This is a genomic window from Collinsella aerofaciens (genome assembly GCF_020181355.1).
GTDB lineage: Bacteria > Actinomycetota > Coriobacteriia > Coriobacteriales > Coriobacteriaceae > Collinsella.
Genome location: NZ_CP084004.1, coordinates 791,373 through 808,761 on the forward strand (window position 1 = coordinate 791,373; position 17,389 = coordinate 808,761).

The window sequence follows — 17,389 nt, forward strand, 5'->3', positions numbered from 1 at the left end:
CCCAAAAAGACTACCCTGGAAATCAAAAGGAGAAATGATGCTTGAGAACGGCAAATCGATGCCTTCGGTTGATGCTTGGCTGCGCGAAGCCAAGGCCGATGTTTCGGCGGCTGATTGTGGGATGTACCTGACACACAACGGCGTGGTGCGCGCGACGCCCAAGGCCGAAGTGCGCGGAGTCGAGACCGATGGCGTGGCGCCAGGCCACAAGGTGGGCGGCATGGTGTTTGGCTTCGATGCCGAAAAGGTGCAGGCCGCTATCGAGGCGACGCGCACGATGCCGGGTATCGGCTATGTGCGCGTATGGCTGGCAAGCGGCGAGCTTGCCGTAGGTGACGACATCATGCTCGTGCTCATTGGCGGGGACATTCGCCCGCATGTGGTCGATGCGCTGCAGTCGCTCGTCGGCACCATCAAGAACGAGTGCGTGAGCGAGGTCGAGCGCGAGGCGTAAGGCCTCGTCGGCAATCCGAGTCTGTCTATAGCGAAAGCCCGCCGGCAGTTCATGTAGATCTGCCAGCGGGCTTTGATGTGTTGGAGCTATTTTGCTCTGGCGTTTGCTACACGCGTGTGGCGTCCTTGGGGCTCATGGTCATACTCTGAAAACGGTTCTCCATATATTCGTTATCGAAATGCTTGTCATAGAACTGTGCGACGGGAATATTTCGAACGGTTCCGTTGACGCGCTGATACCAATAGTCGAGCGATTGCAACGTCATGACGCCGTCGATCAACATGACGGCGGTCAGGATGACGGTAGCAGAGTAGCGGCGTTTCCATGGAATCATATTGATGAGCTTAAGCAGGCGCGGCAGCAAGACCTTGATCCAGATGAGGCCACCCAGGCCCCACATGCAGGCAAACGGCGTGCATGTGCGTCCCCCGGTCAATACCGCGATGGGATCGGGCATGCCGAATAGCCTAATGTGTGAATAGCTCCACGACACCACGCCAAATGAGGTCTGCATAAACCAGCCTACAAACACCTCGAAAGCGCCGCCGATCAGGGCACTTACCAGGAAAATGATCAGAGGATTCTTTTTATAGAAGCGGTTGAGCGCCATGGTCATGAGCACCGCGCCAAATCCGTAGATGGGGCTAAAGGGGCCAAATAGCATACCGGCACGGTCCTGATAGACGCCGGGATCGACGACGACCATATGCCAGACTTCCTCGAGAATGAGACCTAACACGCTGCAGACGAAGAATACCCAGAACAGGTTGAAGTAGTTGAGCTTGATGTAGCCCTCGCCGGTTTCGTCGCGGCCGAGCATCCCCTCGGCGGCGGCATCGCGGTCGAGCATCTCTTGCAGACGGCGCTGCAGTTCGCGCTCCTGGCGTAGCGTGGGGTCGACGGTGGCCGACAGCGCAATGAGGATGACAAGCTGGACGGCGGGGCGCAGCAGGAAGGGTCCGATGCCCTGGAGCATCACGTCAACTAAAAGCTCCACGACGGTAAATGCGATGAGGACGTAAGACAGGCGGGCGGCATTGCGCCGCTGGTCCTTGATGAGGTCCAGGCCAAAGACGATCAAGATGATCGCGCTTGCCGCCGAGAGCATAATGCCGGCGACGATAAGGCCAACCGCGACCAGGGTGTTATCACCGAGCTTAGCGGCGACGTTGCCGTTAATGAGTGCGGTGATGACCTGCCACATAAAGACGGCGACTGACGGGAGCGTGCCCACGCCAGATAGGGTGCACAGGACTGCGTAGACCTTGATGATAAGGGGGATCTTCTTGGCCTCCGTGGTGCTGGGGACACTGGGGTCGAGTTGATTTCGATCCATACGCTACCTTTCTCGTCTTGTAGTAGCCTACAAGGATACGCCGACGACCAGCTAAAAGACAGGACGAACGTCCCAATTGCAACAATGTAGCCCCTAGCGCGGGCGAGACACGGCGCACGGGAAGTCTTCGAGGCCGTTGCCCCTGAGAGTGGACTACCCAATAAAATGTTTGGTCGCAAAACGGATAATAAGCTCGGTGGGCTTTTAAAAAGCGCTGCTCATGCGCGGGGGAGCGCGTCGCGCCGTGCGTATAATAAGGCGGGTAACGCCAAAATACGAGGCTCTGAGGGGATGCCATGTCTCAAGAAACCATCCGCGCGGCCGAGCGTGCCGCGGGACAGGTGAACGCCATGTCGACGTATGATCCGGACTCTGACCAGCTGCATGAGGAATGCGGCGTTTTTGGTGTCTGGGCGCCCGATCGCGACGTGGCTCGACTGACGTACTTTGGCCTGCGTGCACTGCAGCATCGCGGCCAAGAATCGGCGGGAATCGCCGTTGGTGACGGCGGTACGGTTATGGTCCGCAAGGATCTGGGCCTGCTCGACCGCGTGTTCTCCAATGCCGACTTGTCGACGCTCTCCGGTCAGCTGGCCGTGGGTCATGTGCGCTACGGCACCGCCGGCGCCAAGAGCTGGGAAGCCTCTCAGCCGCACCTCTCTACCATCAATAGCGTCATTATCGCGCTCGCGCACAACGGCACCCTCGTCAACACCGACGAGCTGCGTCGCCAGCTGATCGAGCTGGGCGTACCGTTCCTCTCCAACTCGGATTCCGAGGTCGCGACCAAACTCATCGGCTACTTTACTCAGCGTACTGGCCATCTGCGCGAGGGCATTCGCAAGACCATGGAGCTCGTGCGCGGCGGCTACGCCATGACGCTCATCAACGAGCAGGCGCTCTACGCATTCCGCGATCCGCACGGCATTCGCCCGCTCGTGCTGGGCAAGCTGGTGGATGAGGGCCTGGACCAGGCCGATGCCGCATCCGTTTCGCAGCTGCCGTCGCAGGACGGCGCCGCGACGGTCGACGCCACCACCCATGTCACGCGCGCCGGCGGCTGGGTCGTTGCCTCCGAGACCTGCGCGCTCGATATCGTGGGCGCCGAGTACGTCCGCGACGTCCGTCCCGGTGAGATTTTGCGCATCAGCGCCGAGGGCCTTGTGTCCGAGCAGGGCGTGCCTGCCGCCGAAGAGCCTGCTAACTGCATTTTTGAGCAGGTCTACTTTGCTCGCCCCGATTCCATCATGAACGGCAAGAGCGTCTACGCCTGCCGTTATGACATGGGTCGTCAGCTGGCACATGAGGAGCCCGTCGAGGCCGACCTGGTCATCGGCGTGCCCGACTCCGGCCTGCCGCCCGCGGAGGGCTATTCGCACGAGAGCGGCATTCCCTTTGGCGAGGGCCTCATCAAGAACCGCTACGTGGGCCGTACGTTTATCGAGCCTACGCAGGAGTTGCGCGCCATGGGCGTGCGCATGAAGCTCAACCCGCTGCGCGACAACATCGAGGGCAAGCGCCTGGTCGTCATCGACGACTCCATCGTGCGTGGCACCACCATGGTGCAGCTCGTCAAGATGCTGCGCAACGCTGGCGCCAAGGAGATTCATATCCGCATCAACTCGCCCGAGGTCATCTGGCCGTGCTTCTACGGTATCGATACCGACGTACAGTCGCAGCTTATCAGCGCCAACAAGACGGTCGACGAGATTTGCGAGTATATCGGCGCCGATTCGCTGGCCTTCCTTTCGGTCGAGGGCCTGCTGAAGGTCATGCCCAAGGGCGGTTACTGCGATGCGTGCTTTACCGGCCGCTACCCCGTGGCGATTCCCGAGAGCTTTGGCCGCGACAAGTTTATGGAGGGCTTTAAGCCCCGCAACCTGGATAAGCCGCTGCACTTTGACGACGACGCCGTGGTCGAGAAATACGACGACCGCAGCTGGGAAGAGAAGCACGGCGAGGCCTAAAACCTGCCATGTAGGGACAGGTTCATTTTGGTAGGTTTTACCTGCTGTTTTGTTGATATGACGGCGCGTGCTGTTATGGCGCGCGCCGAAATGAACGCAACTATGAGCACCGTTTGGCGCCCGCGCGGCGCCACGGTAGTGGGAGAGGAAGGCTCAGATGAGCGACAGCAAGCATGTGACGTATGAGGACGCCGGCGTCGATACCGCCGAGGGCGGCCGCGCCGTCGACGCCATTAAGCAAATGGTTAAGGACACCAACCGTCCCGAGGTCATCGGCGGTATCGGTGGCTTTGGTGGCTTATTCTCGGCCGCCGCGCTTAAGGATATGGAAGACCCGATTCTGATCAGCGGTACCGACGGCGTGGGCACCAAACTTGTGCTCGCCCAGATCATGGATCGTCACGAGACGGTGGGCCAGGACCTGGTCGCCATGTGCGTCAACGACATTTTGGCTTCGGGCGCCGAGCCGCTGTTCTTCCTGGACTACGTTGCCATCGGCCACATTGAGGCCGAGCACATGGCAAAGATCATCAAGGGTGTGGCCGACGGCTGCAAGCTCGCGGGCTGCGCGCTCGTGGGCGGCGAGATGGCCGAGCACCCCGGCGTCATGGCTCCGGCCGACTACGACCTTGCCGGCTTTACCGTGGGCGTCGTCGACCGTCCCAAGATGCTCGATCCCGCAAACGTCCGCCCCGGCGACGTGATTCTGGGCCTGCCTTCCACCGGCGTGCACTCCAACGGTTACTCGCTCGTGCGCAAGGTCATTGGCGTCGACGGCATTAAGCCGGGCACGCCCGAGGCCGCCGCTAAGGCCGAGGAGCTGAGCCGTCCGCTCGAGGAGCTCGGCGGCGCATCGCTGGCAGACGCCCTGTTGGCCCCCACGCGCATCTATGTCAAGCCGATTCTTGAGTTGCTCCGCGGCGGCGCCAACGTGCACGCTATCGCCCACATTACTGGCGGCGGTATTACCGAGAACCTCAACCGCGCGCTTGCCGACGACGTCGACGCCGTGGTCACCCGCAACGGCGCCGAGATGGGTTGGGACGTTCCGCCCGTCATCACCTACGTGTCGCGCCAGGCCGAGCTCGCGCCCAACGAGGCATGCAAGACCTTCAACATGGGCGTTGGCCTGTGCCTGATCGTCGCCCCCGAGGACGAGGCCGCGGTTACCGAGGCCCTGGTCGCGCTGGGCGAGAAGCCGTTCCGCGTGGGCGAGTGCGTTGAGGGTTCCGGTAAGGTCGTGTACTCCGATGAGCGCTAACGAGCAGATGGCTGCTGCCGAGAGCTTGGGCTTTGTGCCCTACACCCGTCCGACCGGCACCGATACGGCTGAGCCGCTCAAGATCGGTGTGCTCATCAGCGGTTCGGGTACCAACCTGCAAGCGCTGATCGATCTGATCGCCGCCGGCAAGCTCAACGCTTCGATTGAGCTTGTGGTGTCGAGCCGTCCTTCGGCTAAGGGTTTGCAGCGCGCTGAGCGCGCGGGCATCCAGACGCTCACGCTGTCCAAGGATGTCTATGCTGACCCCATCGCCGCCGACGAGATCATCGCGCACGAGCTGCTCGAGCGCGGCTGCGAGTACGTGGTGATGGCCGGTTACATGCGTATGGTGCACACCCCGCTGCTGGCGGCGTTCCCCAACCGCGTGGTCAACTTGCACCCGGCGCTGCTGCCGAGCTTTACCGGTGCCCACGCGATCGACGATGCGTTTGCTCGCGGCGTCAAGGTGACCGGCGTGACCGTGCACTTTGCCAACGAGATCTACGACAACGGTCCCATCATTGCCCAGCGTGCGCTGACTGTTGAGGAGGGCTGGGACGTCGACACGCTCGAGGAGCACATCCACGCGATCGAGCACGTGCTGTATCCCGAGGTCGTGCAGATGCTCGCCGACGGCCGCGTTCACGTGCTGGAGAGCGGCAAGGTCGCAATTGACGCGCCTCGCGGCTAGCGGCGCACAGTACAATTTAGCCGAGTAGTCAGGGTGGTCATTGGCGCCAAGACGCGCGTGGCCACCTTTTGTTTTGGGTAGCCACCTGCGACGTTCTTTAACGACTAGTCATTCAAGAACGTCGCAGGTGGCTAGGTGAGAGAGGTGAGCGCATGGCGGATAACGAAGCGCTGTTTACGCCTGAGCTGGTGTTTTTTGATTGGGAGTGTGCGACGCCGGATGAGGTGTTCGCGCGGCTTGAGGGCGAGCTTGCACCACATGGCTACATTGCATCCGGTTGGCTCGATGCCGTCCGCACGCGCGAGGATGCCTATCCCACGGGTCTCGCTATGCCGGCGGCAAACATTGCCATTCCGCATACCGATCCGGGGTTTGTGGCCAAGCCCTATATCGCGGTGGTGAAGCCCGCCGCGCCCGTGACATTTAACGCTATGGCTGGCATGGGCGCTCCGGTGCCGGCGCAGATCGTCATCAATCTGGGCATCGCCGAGCCGGGCGGCCAGGTCGAGGCCCTGCAGGCACTCATGAACATCTTTATGGGCGCCGATGCCGCAGCCGACGTGCTCGGCCAGACCACGCCCCAGGGCATGGTCGACGCCATCCGCCGCCACTTCTAAGGTGGGGCTGAGTCGGCACTTGGGGACTGTCCCTAACTGCCGGCTGCCAGAGCTGTCCCCTTTGCACCAAAATGGTGCAGATTAATCTGTCCCCAATGCACCAAGCGTGCCGCGGGGGCTGCGTTGTGACACAATGGCGTTTGTTCGATTCGTTATGCGAAAGGCCAACTATGGCAAATAAGAAAAAGAACTCCGAGGCCGCGCCGACGCCCGAGCAGCAGGCCCGCGCTGCCTCCAGCTCTCGCAAGAAGCAGCGCAAGACGTACGTGTCTAAGACCGTCAAGATCGTCCTGGTGGTCATCGGCGTGCTGGCGATGCTGCTTTCCGTCTCGGCGATGGCGTGCTCCGGCCTTATGTCGCAGGCCGAGGACACCTCGGGCTACAAGCTGACCGGCGGTGTTGCTGCAACTATCAACGGCACCAACCTCACCGAGGACACCGTGACCAAGCAGATCATGAGCATGCGCACGTCCTACGGCTACACCAAGGATGAGGATTGGGCGCAGTATCTGGTTGACAACGACCTCACGCCCAAGAAGTACCGCAAGCAACTCATCGACTCCTACACGCAGCAGATTCTGCTTCAACAGGCACAGAAGGAGAACGGCGTGACGGTGTCGGACGAGGAGGTCGAGAAGGCTTGGAAGGGCGCGTGCAAGAGCGCGGGCGGTGCCAAGGCCTTTAAGAAGACCCTCAAGACCTACGGCTATACCGAGGACACCTACAAGGACTCGCTCAAGGAGAGTCTGGCACAGCAAAAGCTCAAGGACGCCGTGGCGCCCACCAGCAAGCCCAAGGACAGCGAGATTGTCGATTACATCAACGAAAACCTGTCCAGCTACAACGACGCCCGCCGCTCGTCGAACATCCTGATCAAGGTTGATTCCGACGCTTCCGACGAGGACAAGGCTGCCGCCAAGGCCAAGGCGCAGGAGTGCCTGGACAAGATCAACTCCGGTGAGCTGAGCTTTGAGGACGCCGTTGAGCAGTACTCCGAGGACACCGGTTCCAAGGAGAAGAAGGGCGATGTGGGCTGGGATAAGCTCACCACCTTTGTCGACAGCTACCAGACGGCGCTCGAGGGACTCAACAAGGGCGACGTGAGCGAAGTCGTCGAGTCGACCTATGGCTACCACATCATCAAGTGCACCGACTACTTCCATGTCGATAATCAGGTTGATGACATTAAGCAGGTGCCCAAGGACATCAAAAAGTACGTCTCCAACGTGGTGAAGACGCAAGCGGCCAGCACCGCGTACAGCGAGTGGCTGGAGCAGTACAAGAAGGACGCTGACATTACCGTCAACCCCATGCCCAAAGACGTGCCATACAACGTGAGTCTGAAGGGCGTCACCAAGAGTTCGACCGACGATTCGTCGACGACTGAGTAATCATGGGGCGGTGCTCGCGCGAGTGCCGCCCACGCTATTAGAGAGGATTTGCAGATGACCAACGAAGAGCTGCAGAAGGAAATGATCGCGGCCATGAAGGCCAAGGATAAGGTTCGCCTGTCCATCATTCGCCAGGTCAAGGCTGAGGTGAAGAATATCGAGGTTAACGAGCGCCGCGATGTGACCGAGGAAGACGTCAACAGCATGATCAAGCGTCTGATCAAGCAGACGAGCGAGACGCTGGAGATGTCCATCAAGGCCGGCACCGACCAGGAGCGTACCGACAACCTGACCGAGCAGGTCAAGATTCTGGAGAGCCTGCTGCCCGCGCAGGTTTCGGGTGAGGAGCTCGAGGCTCTGATCGAGCAGGTTATCGCCGAGCTGGGTGCCACGTCCAAGAAGCAGATGGGCCAGGTTATGGGTGCCCTGGGCAAGGCAACCGGCGGCAACTTCGACAAGCCGGCCGCAGCAAAGATCGTCGGAGCCCGCCTCGCGTAGGGGCCGAGCGGCATATAGTTGATGTTGAGGGGGCGTGGCCATTGCGGTCACGCCCCTTTTTTGCTGGGCGGTGCTCATTGGGGACAGACTTAAATGAGTACCCAATGAGCAGGTACTCATTTAAGTCTGTCCCCAATGAGTGGGTGGAAGGTTGCGGGTTCTTTACGGGAATGTAGTGTGGGCTGCGAAAACGTGGTTCTTTCCGTACAATAGTTCAACTCGTGTAAACGCAGGGAAGGGACATTCATGGCAGACATGATCGAGATCAAGCATCTCAACAAGTACTTTGGCGACCTGCATGTGCTCAAAGATATCAACCTCACCGTCAAGCGCGGCGAGAAGCTCGTAATGATCGGGCCTTCCGGTTCGGGTAAGTCGACGCTCATCCGTTGCGTCGATTATCTGGAGGAGCCCACGTCGGGCGAGGTAGTCATCGACGGTACGCCGCTCACCAAAAAGAACCACCTGGAGATGGCTCGCAAGTATAGCTCCATGGTGTTTCAGCAGTTCAACCTGTATCCCAACATGACGGTGCTGGGCAACCTGACGCTCGCGCCCATCAAACTGCAAAAGAAGAGCAAGGAGGAGGCGACCGAGATCGCTATCGCCGCGCTCAAGCGTGTCGGCATGGCGCATAAGGCCGGCGAGTATCCGCAGAATCTCTCGGGCGGTCAGCAGCAGCGCATCGCCATCGCCCGTGCCCTGTGCACCAAGCAGCCCATCATCCTGTTTGACGAGCCGACCTCGGCACTCGACCCCGAGATGGTCCAGGAAGTTCTGGACGTCATGATCGAGCTCGCGCAGGAGGATATCACCATGATCTGCGTGACGCACGAGATGGGCTTTGCGCGCCAGGTGGCCGACCGCGTCATCTTTATGGAGGACGGCCGCATCCTGGAGGAGGGCACGCCCGAGCACTTCTTCGATAACCCCGAGAACCCGCGCTGTCGCGAGTTCCTGTCCAAGATTCTGCACTAGGCGCGGTGATGGACATGACGGATATGACGAGGGCGGCCGTGTCGCGCCGTCACTTTTTGCAGCTGGCGGGCGCCGGCATGCTCGCGCTGACGGGGACCGCGCTTACCGGCTGCGGCAACTCCACCAGCGGCGAGGGCTCCGACAAGGGGTCCAAGCTTGCGGCCATTAAGTCGCGCGGCCATCTGAATGCCGGCGTTAAGAAGGATGTTCCCGGCTACGGCTATTACGACACCGCCAAGGGCCGCTTTGAGGGCATGGAAGTCGATTTGTGCTACCAGATCGCCGCTGCCGTCTTTGGCGTGAGTTACAAGGAGGCCCGCGCCCAGGAGCTTGTCGAGTTTGCCGACGTAACGCCCAAGACGCGCGGTCCGCTGATCGATAACGGCCAACTTGACGTGGTCGCGGCGACCTACACCATCACCGACGAGCGCAAGAAGAGCTGGGATTTCTCGACGCCGTACCGCACCGACTACGTGGGACTCATGGTCAAGAAGCGTTCGGGCTTTACCTCGATTGAGGATCTGGATGGTAAGGTCATTGGTGTGAGCCAGGGTGCCACCACGCAGGGCCTGATCGAGCAGATGATCAAGGACAACGGCTTTAGCTGCAAGCCCGAGTTTAGGGCCTTTAGCGGCTACCCCATCATCAAGAGTTCGCTCGATGCCGGCAATATCGACGTCTTTGCCATGGACCGCTCCACGCTGGCCGGTTACATGAACGAGACCGTTGAGCTGCTGCAGCCCGAGGTCAAGTTTGGCGAGCAGGGCTACGGCGTGGCGACCAAGAAGGGCTGCGACCTTTCGGCCGTGGTCGATCAGGTGATTTGCGATCGCCTGGCCGATGGCTGGCTCGACCAAGAGGTCAAGACCTGGGGTCTCGTATAGGCGCATCGTCCAAGGAAGGAATCAAATGCTCGAAGGATTATTTGACGCCGACCGTTGGTCGACGACATTTCAAAACATGGGGCCCTTCTGGGAGGGCTTTGGCGTGACGCTGCAAGTGGTCGTTGCCGGTCTGCTGCTGTCGCTGGTGCTGGGCACGCTGCTGGGCGTGTTCTCTACCACTCGTTCGCGCGTGCTGCGCGCCATAAGCCGCGTGTACGTTGAGTTTTACCAGAACACCCCGTTGCCCGTACAGGTTCTCTTTATGTACATGGCCGGTCCGCAGTTTTTGCAGGCCATAACCGGTGCCGACCAGCCGGTGCGCATCGCGCCGTTCGTGCTGGGCTTCTTGGGCGTGGGTCTGTATCACGCGGCCTACATTTCGGAGGTCATCCGCACTGGTATCGAGGCGGTTCCGCGCGGTCAGATGGAGGCGGCCCAGAGCCAGGGCTTCACCCGTGCGCAGGCGTACTGGTACATCGTGCTGCCCCAGACATTCAAGATCATTCTGCCGCCGCTGTGTAACCAGGCGCTCAACCTGGTCAAGAACACGTCGGTGCTGGCACTTGTGGCCGGCGGCGACCTTATGTACCGTTCCGACAACTTTGTGAGTCTGTACGGTTACCTGCAGGGATACATCGTCTGCTGCCTTATGTACTTCATCATCTGCTTTCCGCTCGCCATGCTGGTGCAGTGGCTCGAGCGCCGCTCCAAGGAGCGTCCGCGCGGCGTGAGTCTGGCCGAGCTGGGGCTCGACAACGTAGAGGAGGCCTAGCGCATGGAAATCTTCAACGCGACCAACCTGCTCTACATTTGGGGCGGCTTTGTTAAGACGATCGAGATCTCGGCGCTGTCGATCTTTTTCTCGCTGATCTTTGGCACGGTACTGGCGCTCGTTAAGAGCTATGCGCCCCGCCCGTTCCGTATTTTGGTAAGCGCCTATATCGAGCTGTTCCGTTGCACGCCAAACCTGCTGTGGATCCTGTTTATCTACTTTACGGTGCAGGGTTTGGACATTGTGATTTCGACCATCGCCTTTACGCTGTTTACCAGCGCCGTTATGGCCGAGATTGTGCGCGGCGGCCTCAACTCGATTCCGCGCGGCCAGTTTGAGGCGGCGCAGAGCCAGGGTTTTGGCTTCTTTGCCACCATGCGCTACATCATTCTGCCGCAGACATTTAAGACGATCATTCCGGCGCTGTTTAGCCAGTGCACGACCGTCATTAAGGACAGCTCGTATCTTTCGGGCATTAACGTGGCCGAGCTCATGTACACGGCAAACGTCGTGATGGCCCACGCGATCGATCTGTCGCAGGTGCTTATGCTCTACGGCCTGGTGTTTGCGATGTACTTTGTGCTCAACTTTGGTATCTCGCTGCTGGTTCGCGCATATCAGAGGCGAATGGTGGCAGCGTAGAATGTGGCAAAGGGACAGCCCCTTTGCCACATAGAGAAAGGAATCACGATGAGCGATCTGGAGAACAAGAAGAATCCTGTGGTCATTACCATCGCGCGCGACTTTGGCGCCGAGGGCCACGAGATTGGTCGCATGCTTGCCGACGAGTTGGGGATTCCGCTGTACGACAACGAGCTGCTGGTGCGCGCGTCTCTGCGCGCGGGCGAGTCGCTCGATAAGATGGCCGCCTATGACGAACGTCTGGCCGTGGAGAACATGGCGTTCCTGCCCGACCGCTACGATGCGCGCTCGTACTCGGACAAGTTGTTCCAAAAGATGAGCCAGGTGATTTTGGATCTGGGCGAGACCGAGAGCTGCATTATCGAAGGCCGTCTGTCCGATTACCTGCTGCGTAACAACCCCAACCATATTGCCGTGTTGGTGACCGCACCCTTTGAGGACCGCGTCGAGATCGTGCGCAAGAAGCGTGGACTTAACAAAAAGAAGGGCGCCAAGCTGGTCAAGCAGCAGCAGAAGGCGCGCGAGGCGTTCTACAAGCGCTACAGCGCCGGAAAGTGGAAGATGACGAGCGGCAAAGACATCGTCGTCAACCGCGCCAAGTTGGGACGCGAGGGCTGTAAAGACGTTATCGCCGCCGCCTACCGCTACAAAGTGGCGCAACTCGAGGCTTAACCGACCAAAAACCACCACAAAGGGGACAGGCACCTTTGTGGTGGTTTGGGCGGCCGGCATAGAAAAAGTCCCCGCCGGGCGTGTGCTCGACGGGGACTTTGCCGTTTGGTAGCTAGCGCTGCGGATGATTACTCGCCCAGTAGGCTCTCGGTGATGGAAGCGGCGGCCTTCTTGCCGGCGCCCATCGCCAGAATGACCGTAGCGGCACCGGTGACGATGTCGCCGCCGGCCCAGATACGGGGATCGGTGGTCTGGCCGGTCTCCTCGTCGGCAACAATGTAGCCCCACTTGTTGAGCTCCATCTTGCCGCCGATCTTCTTTGCGAAGGGGTTGGCGTTGGTGCCGATAGCCGAGATTGCGACGTCGCAGGGGATCTCCTCGATGGCGCCCTCGATGGGCACCGGGCGACGACGGCCGGACTCGTCAGGCTCGCCGAGCTCCATCTTCTGGACCTTGACGGCGCACACGGAGCCGTCCTCGCCAGCGACAAACTCGAGCGGGGAGACGAGCGGCAGAACCTCGACGCCCTCGGCCTTGGCATGGTGCAGCTCGGCGCGACGGCAGGGCATCTCGTCCTCGGTACGGCGGTAGGCGATGATGGCGTGCTCGGCGCCCAGACGCTTGGCGGTGCGGACGGCGTCCATAGCCACGTTGCCGCCACCAAAGACGACGACGTTCTTGCCGTGCTTGGTGGGGGTGTCGTACTCGGGGAACTTGTTGGCCTTCATCAGGTTCACGCGGGTGAGGTACTCGTTCGCGAAGAAGACGTTGGGCAGGTTCTCGCCGGGGACGTTGAGGAACTTGGGCAGGCCAGCGCCGGTCGCCACGTAGATGGCGTCGAAGCCCTGCTCGAACAGCTCCTCGGCCGTGGCCATGTTGCCCACGACGGAGTTGTACTCAAACTTGACACCCATGTCCTCTAGGCCGTCAATCTCGCGCTTGACGACTGCCTTGGGCAGACGGAACTCGGGGATGCCGTAGACCAGCACGCCGCCGCCGGTAAAGAAGGCCTCAAAGACGGTAACGTCAAAGCCGTTGCGGGCGAGCTCGCCGGCGCAGGTGATGCCGGACGGGCCGGAGCCGACGACGGCGACCTTCTTGCCGTTCTTGGGAGCCATCTTGGGCGTGGAAGCGAGCTCGGGGCGATCACCCAGGAAGCGCTCGAGCTGGCCGATGGCCACGGGCTCGGACTTCTTGCCACGGATGCACTTGCCCTCGCACTGGTTCTCCTGCGGGCAGACGCGGCCGCAGATGGCGGGAAGCATGGAGTCCTCGCGGATGGTATCGAGAGCGCCGCCGAAGTCCTTCGCGCGGATCTGCTCGATAAAGCGGGGAATGTTGATGTTGACGGGGCAGCCCTCAACACAGAACGGCTTCTTGCAGTTGAGGCAGCGCTCGGCCTCGGCCAGCGCCATCTCCTCGGTGAAGCCCTTGTCGACGGGGCGGAAGTCGCAGGCGCGCTCGGCAGCCGGCTCCTCGTTATCGGGGGTGCGGGGCGACTTCATATCGGCAACGAAACGACCGTTAACTAGTGGCATGCGCAGCTCTTTTCCTCATAGGCCTTGAGGGACTCGCCCTCTTCGGAACGGTAAGCGGCCTGGCGGGCACGAAGGTCATCCCAGTCGACCAGGGTGGCATCGAAGTCGGGGCCGTCGACGCAAGCGAACTTGGTCACGCCGCCCACCTCGACGCGGCAGCAGCCGCACATGCCGGTGCCGTCAACCATGATGGGGTTGAGCGACGCGGTGATGGGGGTGTCGTACTTCTGGGCGGTGAGGGTCGAGAACTTCATCATCGGAACGGGGCCGACGCAGAAGACCTGGCTCACGGCCTTGTCCTGCAGCAGGCGCTCCAGCGGAGCGGTGACAACGCCCTGCTCGCCGTAGGAACCGTCGTCAGTGGTGATGTGGATGTGGTCCTCGTCGAGGAGCTCGCGGAACTGGTCCTCCATGAGCAGGAGGTCCTTGGTGCGGGCGCCCATGATGGCGTGCACCTCGTGGCCGGTCTCGACCAGGTGCTTGGCGACCGGGAAGGCAATTGCCAGGCCGACGCCGCCGCCAATGACGGCGCAGGGGCCCTCGGCCATCTCGGTGGGAACGCCCAGCGGGCCCACGACGTCGCGCAGCGACTCGCCGGCCTCGTAGGTGGAAAGCATCTCGGTGGTCTTGCCGATCACCATGAAGATGAACTCGACCCAGCCCTCGTCACCGTTCCAGCCAGCTAAGGTAAACGGGACACGCTCGCCCGTCTCGTTGGCGCGAACCATGAGGAACTGTCCAGCGTGCGCATGCTTGGCGATTGCGGGCGCCTCGATGCGGAACTTGAACACCTTCTCCGAGAACTGCGTCTTCTCCAGGATCTTATACATAGAACCCCTCTCTTGTTAGGGCTGCCGAACCGTGCCTCCACGGAAATGGACGGTAGCCCGAGTAAAACCGTACGCGCACAGGCGTTGTGCAGACATACGGTGCAAATTATACCCTCATGGCAATGTCGCTTACGTGTATCTTTGGCAGGCGGGAAAAGTGACCTGCCAAAAAGGGACAGGTTTATTTTGGTCGGTTTTATCAGGCAAAACGGCAAAGGGGGCCGGCCTCGCGCTTCGTTGAGGCCGGCCCCCTTTGGGGCGTTATGCATGTATGGTGGCAGCATGTTTATTGCGATGTATCGACTGCGGCGTTTCCGCAGATAAAAGCTGCCAAAATAAACCTGTCCCTAAATGGTAGGTTTTAGTGCTTCCCGTTGGCGGAAGCGGCGCCGTTTACGTGATCGCGGGCGTAGATTACGCCGTGGACGATGGCCAGACCGGCGGCATCTGCGGCGCGGGCGCAGGTGTCCTGGAAATCCTCGGCTTCGCGGGCGCGCAGCTGCTTGAGCACGTAGTCTGCCACGGCCATCTTGCCGGGAGGGTTGCCGATGCCGGTGCGGATACGGCTAAAGTCGCGGCTGCCCATCTTGTCGATGATGGAGCGCAGGCCGTTATGGCCAGCATGGCCGCCGCCCACCTTAACACGCACGTCGCCGGCGGGAATATCGAGCTCGTCGTGGATTACGAGTAGCTCCTCGGCCTTGATTTTGTATTCGCGGCAAAGCTTGGAGATGGGGCCACCCGAGGTATTCATGTACGACTGCGGCTTGACCAGCACGATCTGGCGCTTGCCGCCCTCTTCCTCGGCATCGTTGATATTGATGAGCGCGACCTCGGCGCCTGCTTGGTTTTTCCAGTACGTGACGCCGGCCTGACGGGCCAGCTCGTCGATCGCCTTAAAACCGGCGTTGTGGCGGGTCTCGGCATACTCATCGCCAGGGTTGCCAAGTCCGGCAACCATGCGAATCTTAAGCGGCTGTGCAGCTGCCATGTTCATCCTTTCGTTGATTTGTCGCCTGCTATGGTGAGCGACCCTGTTGCCGCTGTCAAATGGAGGGCAATTGAGGTTGTTTGGGGGCGTTTGGACAGCCGTCGAAATCCAAGGTGGACAGTTAGTTCAGATACGTATAAGTTCCGAGGACTCGAAGTGCTCAATTCAATACTGAAACGTTGTTTTGGAGCTTTAGTTAGTCCATATGGCGCTGTTTTGAAGTCTATCCTGCCTTCAAATAGGGCGAATGGTATAGAGATAACTGCAAAACAGCCTAATTCAATGTGTCCATTTATACGTATTTGAACTAACTGTCCAGCCCTGTTTGACGGCGCACGGGTGATTCGCCGTTTAGACCGGTGCAAGGCCGATTCCGGCCCGCAGAGCGTTGAGCCAAGCGGCCTGACGCTTGCGATGGCCCTTGATACGGTATCGGAATCGGACTCCCGCGAGTCGATGCATCGTTTGGGCGAAGGCTTCGAGTGCAACAAGGTCTTTCATTTGGTCGCGATTGATAACCAGGACGTGGATGCCCATTGCCTTGAGGCCATTATTTCGATTGCCATCGTGGATGCGAGCGTTTTGAAGCTCATGCCCAATTCCGTTGTATTCGTTGTCGACTCCGGCTGCCGGGCAATATAGGTCGCAGATGGCATAGGGGATGCCCGAGGACATGTTGACCGCAAGAGTGTCGAAGTCGATTCGATAGTTGAGTAGCAGGCCTCCCATGGGCAGACTGCAACATCCGAATCCTCCAAAGCGCATGGGCGCTCCGAGAACGGCAAACATTAGGGATTCGGCTGGGGATGCAGATCCGGGTCGGGCAAGTTTGACTGCCGTGCGAAACGATGTGTATGAGCTACTTTTGGCGAAGCGTGCAACCACCTCAAGCTCTTCGATAGTTGTGGCGGGCTCGCATTTGTAGTGTGCCTGTTCATAGCGGGTTTCGTTCTGTTGCTCGACCACCGACTGGTTGCCCAAGCAATCAAGATCGCCCGTCGCTGCGCAGCCATCGCCCTTGGGCCAGATGTCGTCATGGGCAATGGGGTATGTTGCCCCGGGAGGAAGGGAGTAGGTTCCGAGCAGCTCCATGAGAAGCATCAAGGTTTTGGCGACTGATTCATTTTTGGAACAAAGCATGGCTGTCACGGCAGGAGACGTTGCGTAGATGTCGGCCTCGACGTGCATAATTGCACCTTCAGGAAGCGGAGCGGTGAGAATATGCTGAAGAAGCCGCTTGTCGGGGCGTCTGTTGTCTTCGTCTGAAACGAGAAGATCGAGTAGTTCGAAATCATCTTCATCCCAGGCATCGAGTATCGAAAGTGCGTCAAAGTCTATCGCGTCATTATTGGGAATGCAGCTAGCCAAGGCCTGTGCTTGCTGTCCACTATCAACGGAGTCCCAGGGTAGGGCAGAGTACGTCCGTCGTGCGCGACGCATTGCGCGGAGGGCGGAGAAATGTGAAATCACGGTCGTCATGGCTATAACGTACTAAGTTGGCGGCAGAATGCGACCGCCATACCGTTCTTTTCGCTCAGCGGGGCGCTGCGCGCCATGAACGGCTGGGTGTTATGAAATCGGTAGAAATCGGTTGAGGGGATTGCAGGATATTGAGCTCTGCCGCGAAGGTTGACGATAGCTACCGGACAGTTAGTTCAGATACGTACAAGGCGGCGGGCGATCGAGGCGTTTCTAAGGGGCTTTAAGGGCGATTTGAGGGTAAATATGCGGCGGTTGTACTCGAAAACGATGAGCTTTGGACGGCGGGGCATCCGCCGGGGAGCTCAGAAGGCTCCGAACGGTCCTTTGGAGCTTTAAAAAATACGTATCTGAACTAACTGTCCAGGGAAGGTTGGCGAGGGATGGA

17 protein-coding genes are annotated in these 17,389 nt (G+C 60.0%); 12 read left to right on the top strand and 5 right to left on the bottom strand.

What is annotated here, in order from left to right; genetic code table 11:
- The first annotated feature begins 34 nt into the window (after nt 1-34).
- Nucleotides 35-454, top strand: coding sequence for a molybdenum cofactor biosynthesis protein MoaE (locus LCQ44_RS03435; RefSeq protein WP_225094066.1), 420 nt, complete (start codon nt 35-37; stop codon nt 452-454).
- Between the two features lie 106 nt (nt 455-560).
- Here the strand turns inward: LCQ44_RS03435 and LCQ44_RS03440 are convergent, their stop codons facing one another.
- Nucleotides 561-1,790, bottom strand: coding sequence for a putative ABC transporter permease (locus LCQ44_RS03440; RefSeq protein ID WP_148331752.1), 1,230 nt, complete (start codon nt 1,788-1,790; stop codon nt 561-563).
- A gap of 296 nt (nt 1,791-2,086) precedes the next feature.
- Here LCQ44_RS03440 and LCQ44_RS03445 point away from each other — a divergent pair, with 296 nt between their 5' ends.
- From LCQ44_RS03445 to LCQ44_RS03495, 11 genes are all read left to right on the top strand, one after another.
- Entirely contained in the window at nt 2,087-3,757 is a 1,671-nt protein-coding gene (locus LCQ44_RS03445; RefSeq protein WP_225094067.1) for an amidophosphoribosyltransferase, read from the top strand.
- 157 nt (nt 3,758-3,914) lie between these two features.
- On the top strand, nt 3,915-5,018 hold the full coding sequence (gene purM, locus LCQ44_RS03450; RefSeq protein WP_055251557.1) for a phosphoribosylformylglycinamidine cyclo-ligase: 1,104 nt from the start codon (nt 3,915-3,917) through the stop codon (nt 5,016-5,018).
- The gene (purN, locus tag LCQ44_RS03455; RefSeq protein WP_225094068.1) at nt 5,008-5,709 is read left to right on the top strand and encodes a phosphoribosylglycinamide formyltransferase; all 702 of its coding nucleotides are present in this window, start codon (nt 5,008-5,010) and stop codon (nt 5,707-5,709) included. Before purM ends, purN begins: the two co-directional genes overlap by 11 nt.
- Before the next feature lie 152 nt (nt 5,710-5,861).
- Complete coding sequence (locus LCQ44_RS03460) at nt 5,862-6,326, top strand: PTS sugar transporter subunit IIA (protein ID WP_195444024.1); 465 nt, start codon at nt 5,862-5,864, stop codon at nt 6,324-6,326.
- A 170-nt stretch (nt 6,327-6,496) separates the two neighbouring features.
- Nucleotides 6,497-7,717: a peptidylprolyl isomerase gene (locus tag LCQ44_RS03465; RefSeq protein WP_225094069.1), complete on the top strand. Its 1,221-nt coding sequence runs from the start codon at nt 6,497-6,499 to the stop codon at nt 7,715-7,717.
- 54 nt (nt 7,718-7,771) lie between these two features.
- Nucleotides 7,772-8,215, top strand: coding sequence for a GatB/YqeY domain-containing protein (locus LCQ44_RS03470; protein WP_055310319.1), 444 nt, complete (start codon nt 7,772-7,774; stop codon nt 8,213-8,215).
- A 246-nt stretch (nt 8,216-8,461) separates the two neighbouring features.
- Nucleotides 8,462-9,193: an amino acid ABC transporter ATP-binding protein gene (locus LCQ44_RS03475; protein ID WP_022094215.1), complete on the top strand. Its 732-nt coding sequence runs from the start codon at nt 8,462-8,464 to the stop codon at nt 9,191-9,193.
- A gap of 8 nt (nt 9,194-9,201) precedes the next feature.
- Entirely contained in the window at nt 9,202-10,077 is an 876-nt protein-coding gene (locus LCQ44_RS03480) for a transporter substrate-binding domain-containing protein (protein ID WP_225094070.1), read from the top strand.
- 25 nt (nt 10,078-10,102) lie between these two features.
- Nucleotides 10,103-10,849, top strand: a complete 747-nt coding sequence (locus tag LCQ44_RS03485) for an amino acid ABC transporter permease (protein WP_035136546.1) — start codon at nt 10,103-10,105, stop codon at nt 10,847-10,849.
- A 3-nt stretch (nt 10,850-10,852) separates the two neighbouring features.
- Nucleotides 10,853-11,491, top strand: coding sequence for an amino acid ABC transporter permease (locus LCQ44_RS03490; protein ID WP_006235796.1), 639 nt, complete (start codon nt 10,853-10,855; stop codon nt 11,489-11,491).
- Nucleotides 11,492-11,539: 48 nt separating this feature from the next.
- Nucleotides 11,540-12,163, top strand: coding sequence for a cytidylate kinase-like family protein (locus LCQ44_RS03495; RefSeq protein ID WP_117759545.1), 624 nt, complete (start codon nt 11,540-11,542; stop codon nt 12,161-12,163).
- A gap of 128 nt (nt 12,164-12,291) precedes the next feature.
- On the opposite strand, the gene gltA is transcribed toward LCQ44_RS03495, so the two are convergent.
- The 4 genes from gltA to LCQ44_RS03515 form a co-directional block, all read right to left on the bottom strand.
- Nucleotides 12,292-13,701 (bottom strand): NADPH-dependent glutamate synthase, encoded by a 1,410-nt coding sequence (gltA, locus tag LCQ44_RS03500; RefSeq protein ID WP_225094071.1) that lies wholly within the window; start codon nt 13,699-13,701, stop codon nt 12,292-12,294.
- A complete protein-coding gene (locus tag LCQ44_RS03505; protein WP_006235793.1) occupies nt 13,692-14,531 on the bottom strand; it encodes a sulfide/dihydroorotate dehydrogenase-like FAD/NAD-binding protein in 840 nt (279 codons plus the stop codon). Before LCQ44_RS03505 ends, gltA begins: the two co-directional genes overlap by 10 nt.
- A 361-nt stretch (nt 14,532-14,892) precedes the next feature.
- Nucleotides 14,893-15,522 (bottom strand): aminoacyl-tRNA hydrolase, encoded by a 630-nt coding sequence (pth, locus tag LCQ44_RS03510; RefSeq protein ID WP_192923914.1) that lies wholly within the window; start codon nt 15,520-15,522, stop codon nt 14,893-14,895.
- 351 nt (nt 15,523-15,873) lie between these two features.
- Nucleotides 15,874-16,890 (bottom strand): endonuclease domain-containing protein, encoded by a 1,017-nt coding sequence (locus LCQ44_RS03515; protein WP_225094072.1) that lies wholly within the window; start codon nt 16,888-16,890, stop codon nt 15,874-15,876.
- Nucleotides 16,891-17,389: the final 499 nt, after the last annotated feature.

Bases quoted from the DNA above. Each gene is read 5' to 3' on its own strand.
- LCQ44_RS03435 (WP_225094066.1), top strand. From the start codon at position 35: ATGATGCTTGAGAACGGCAAATCGATGCCTTCGGTTGATGCTTGGCTG.
- LCQ44_RS03440 (WP_148331752.1), bottom strand. From the start codon at position 1,790: ATGGATCGAAATCAACTCGACCCCAGTGTCCCCAGCACCACGGAGGCC.
- LCQ44_RS03445 (WP_225094067.1), top strand. From the start codon at position 2,087: ATGTCTCAAGAAACCATCCGCGCGGCCGAGCGTGCCGCGGGACAGGTG.
- purM (WP_055251557.1), top strand. From the start codon at position 3,915: ATGAGCGACAGCAAGCATGTGACGTATGAGGACGCCGGCGTCGATACC.
- purN (WP_225094068.1), top strand. From the start codon at position 5,008: ATGAGCGCTAACGAGCAGATGGCTGCTGCCGAGAGCTTGGGCTTTGTG.
- LCQ44_RS03460 (WP_195444024.1), top strand. From the start codon at position 5,862: ATGGCGGATAACGAAGCGCTGTTTACGCCTGAGCTGGTGTTTTTTGAT.
- LCQ44_RS03465 (WP_225094069.1), top strand. From the start codon at position 6,497: ATGGCAAATAAGAAAAAGAACTCCGAGGCCGCGCCGACGCCCGAGCAG.
- LCQ44_RS03470 (WP_055310319.1), top strand. From the start codon at position 7,772: ATGACCAACGAAGAGCTGCAGAAGGAAATGATCGCGGCCATGAAGGCC.
- LCQ44_RS03475 (WP_022094215.1), top strand. From the start codon at position 8,462: ATGGCAGACATGATCGAGATCAAGCATCTCAACAAGTACTTTGGCGAC.
- LCQ44_RS03480 (WP_225094070.1), top strand. From the start codon at position 9,202: ATGGACATGACGGATATGACGAGGGCGGCCGTGTCGCGCCGTCACTTT.
- LCQ44_RS03485 (WP_035136546.1), top strand. From the start codon at position 10,103: ATGCTCGAAGGATTATTTGACGCCGACCGTTGGTCGACGACATTTCAA.
- LCQ44_RS03490 (WP_006235796.1), top strand. From the start codon at position 10,853: ATGGAAATCTTCAACGCGACCAACCTGCTCTACATTTGGGGCGGCTTT.
- LCQ44_RS03495 (WP_117759545.1), top strand. From the start codon at position 11,540: ATGAGCGATCTGGAGAACAAGAAGAATCCTGTGGTCATTACCATCGCG.
- gltA (WP_225094071.1), bottom strand. From the start codon at position 13,701: ATGCCACTAGTTAACGGTCGTTTCGTTGCCGATATGAAGTCGCCCCGC.
- LCQ44_RS03505 (WP_006235793.1), bottom strand. From the start codon at position 14,531: ATGTATAAGATCCTGGAGAAGACGCAGTTCTCGGAGAAGGTGTTCAAG.
- pth (WP_192923914.1), bottom strand. From the start codon at position 15,522: ATGGCAGCTGCACAGCCGCTTAAGATTCGCATGGTTGCCGGACTTGGC.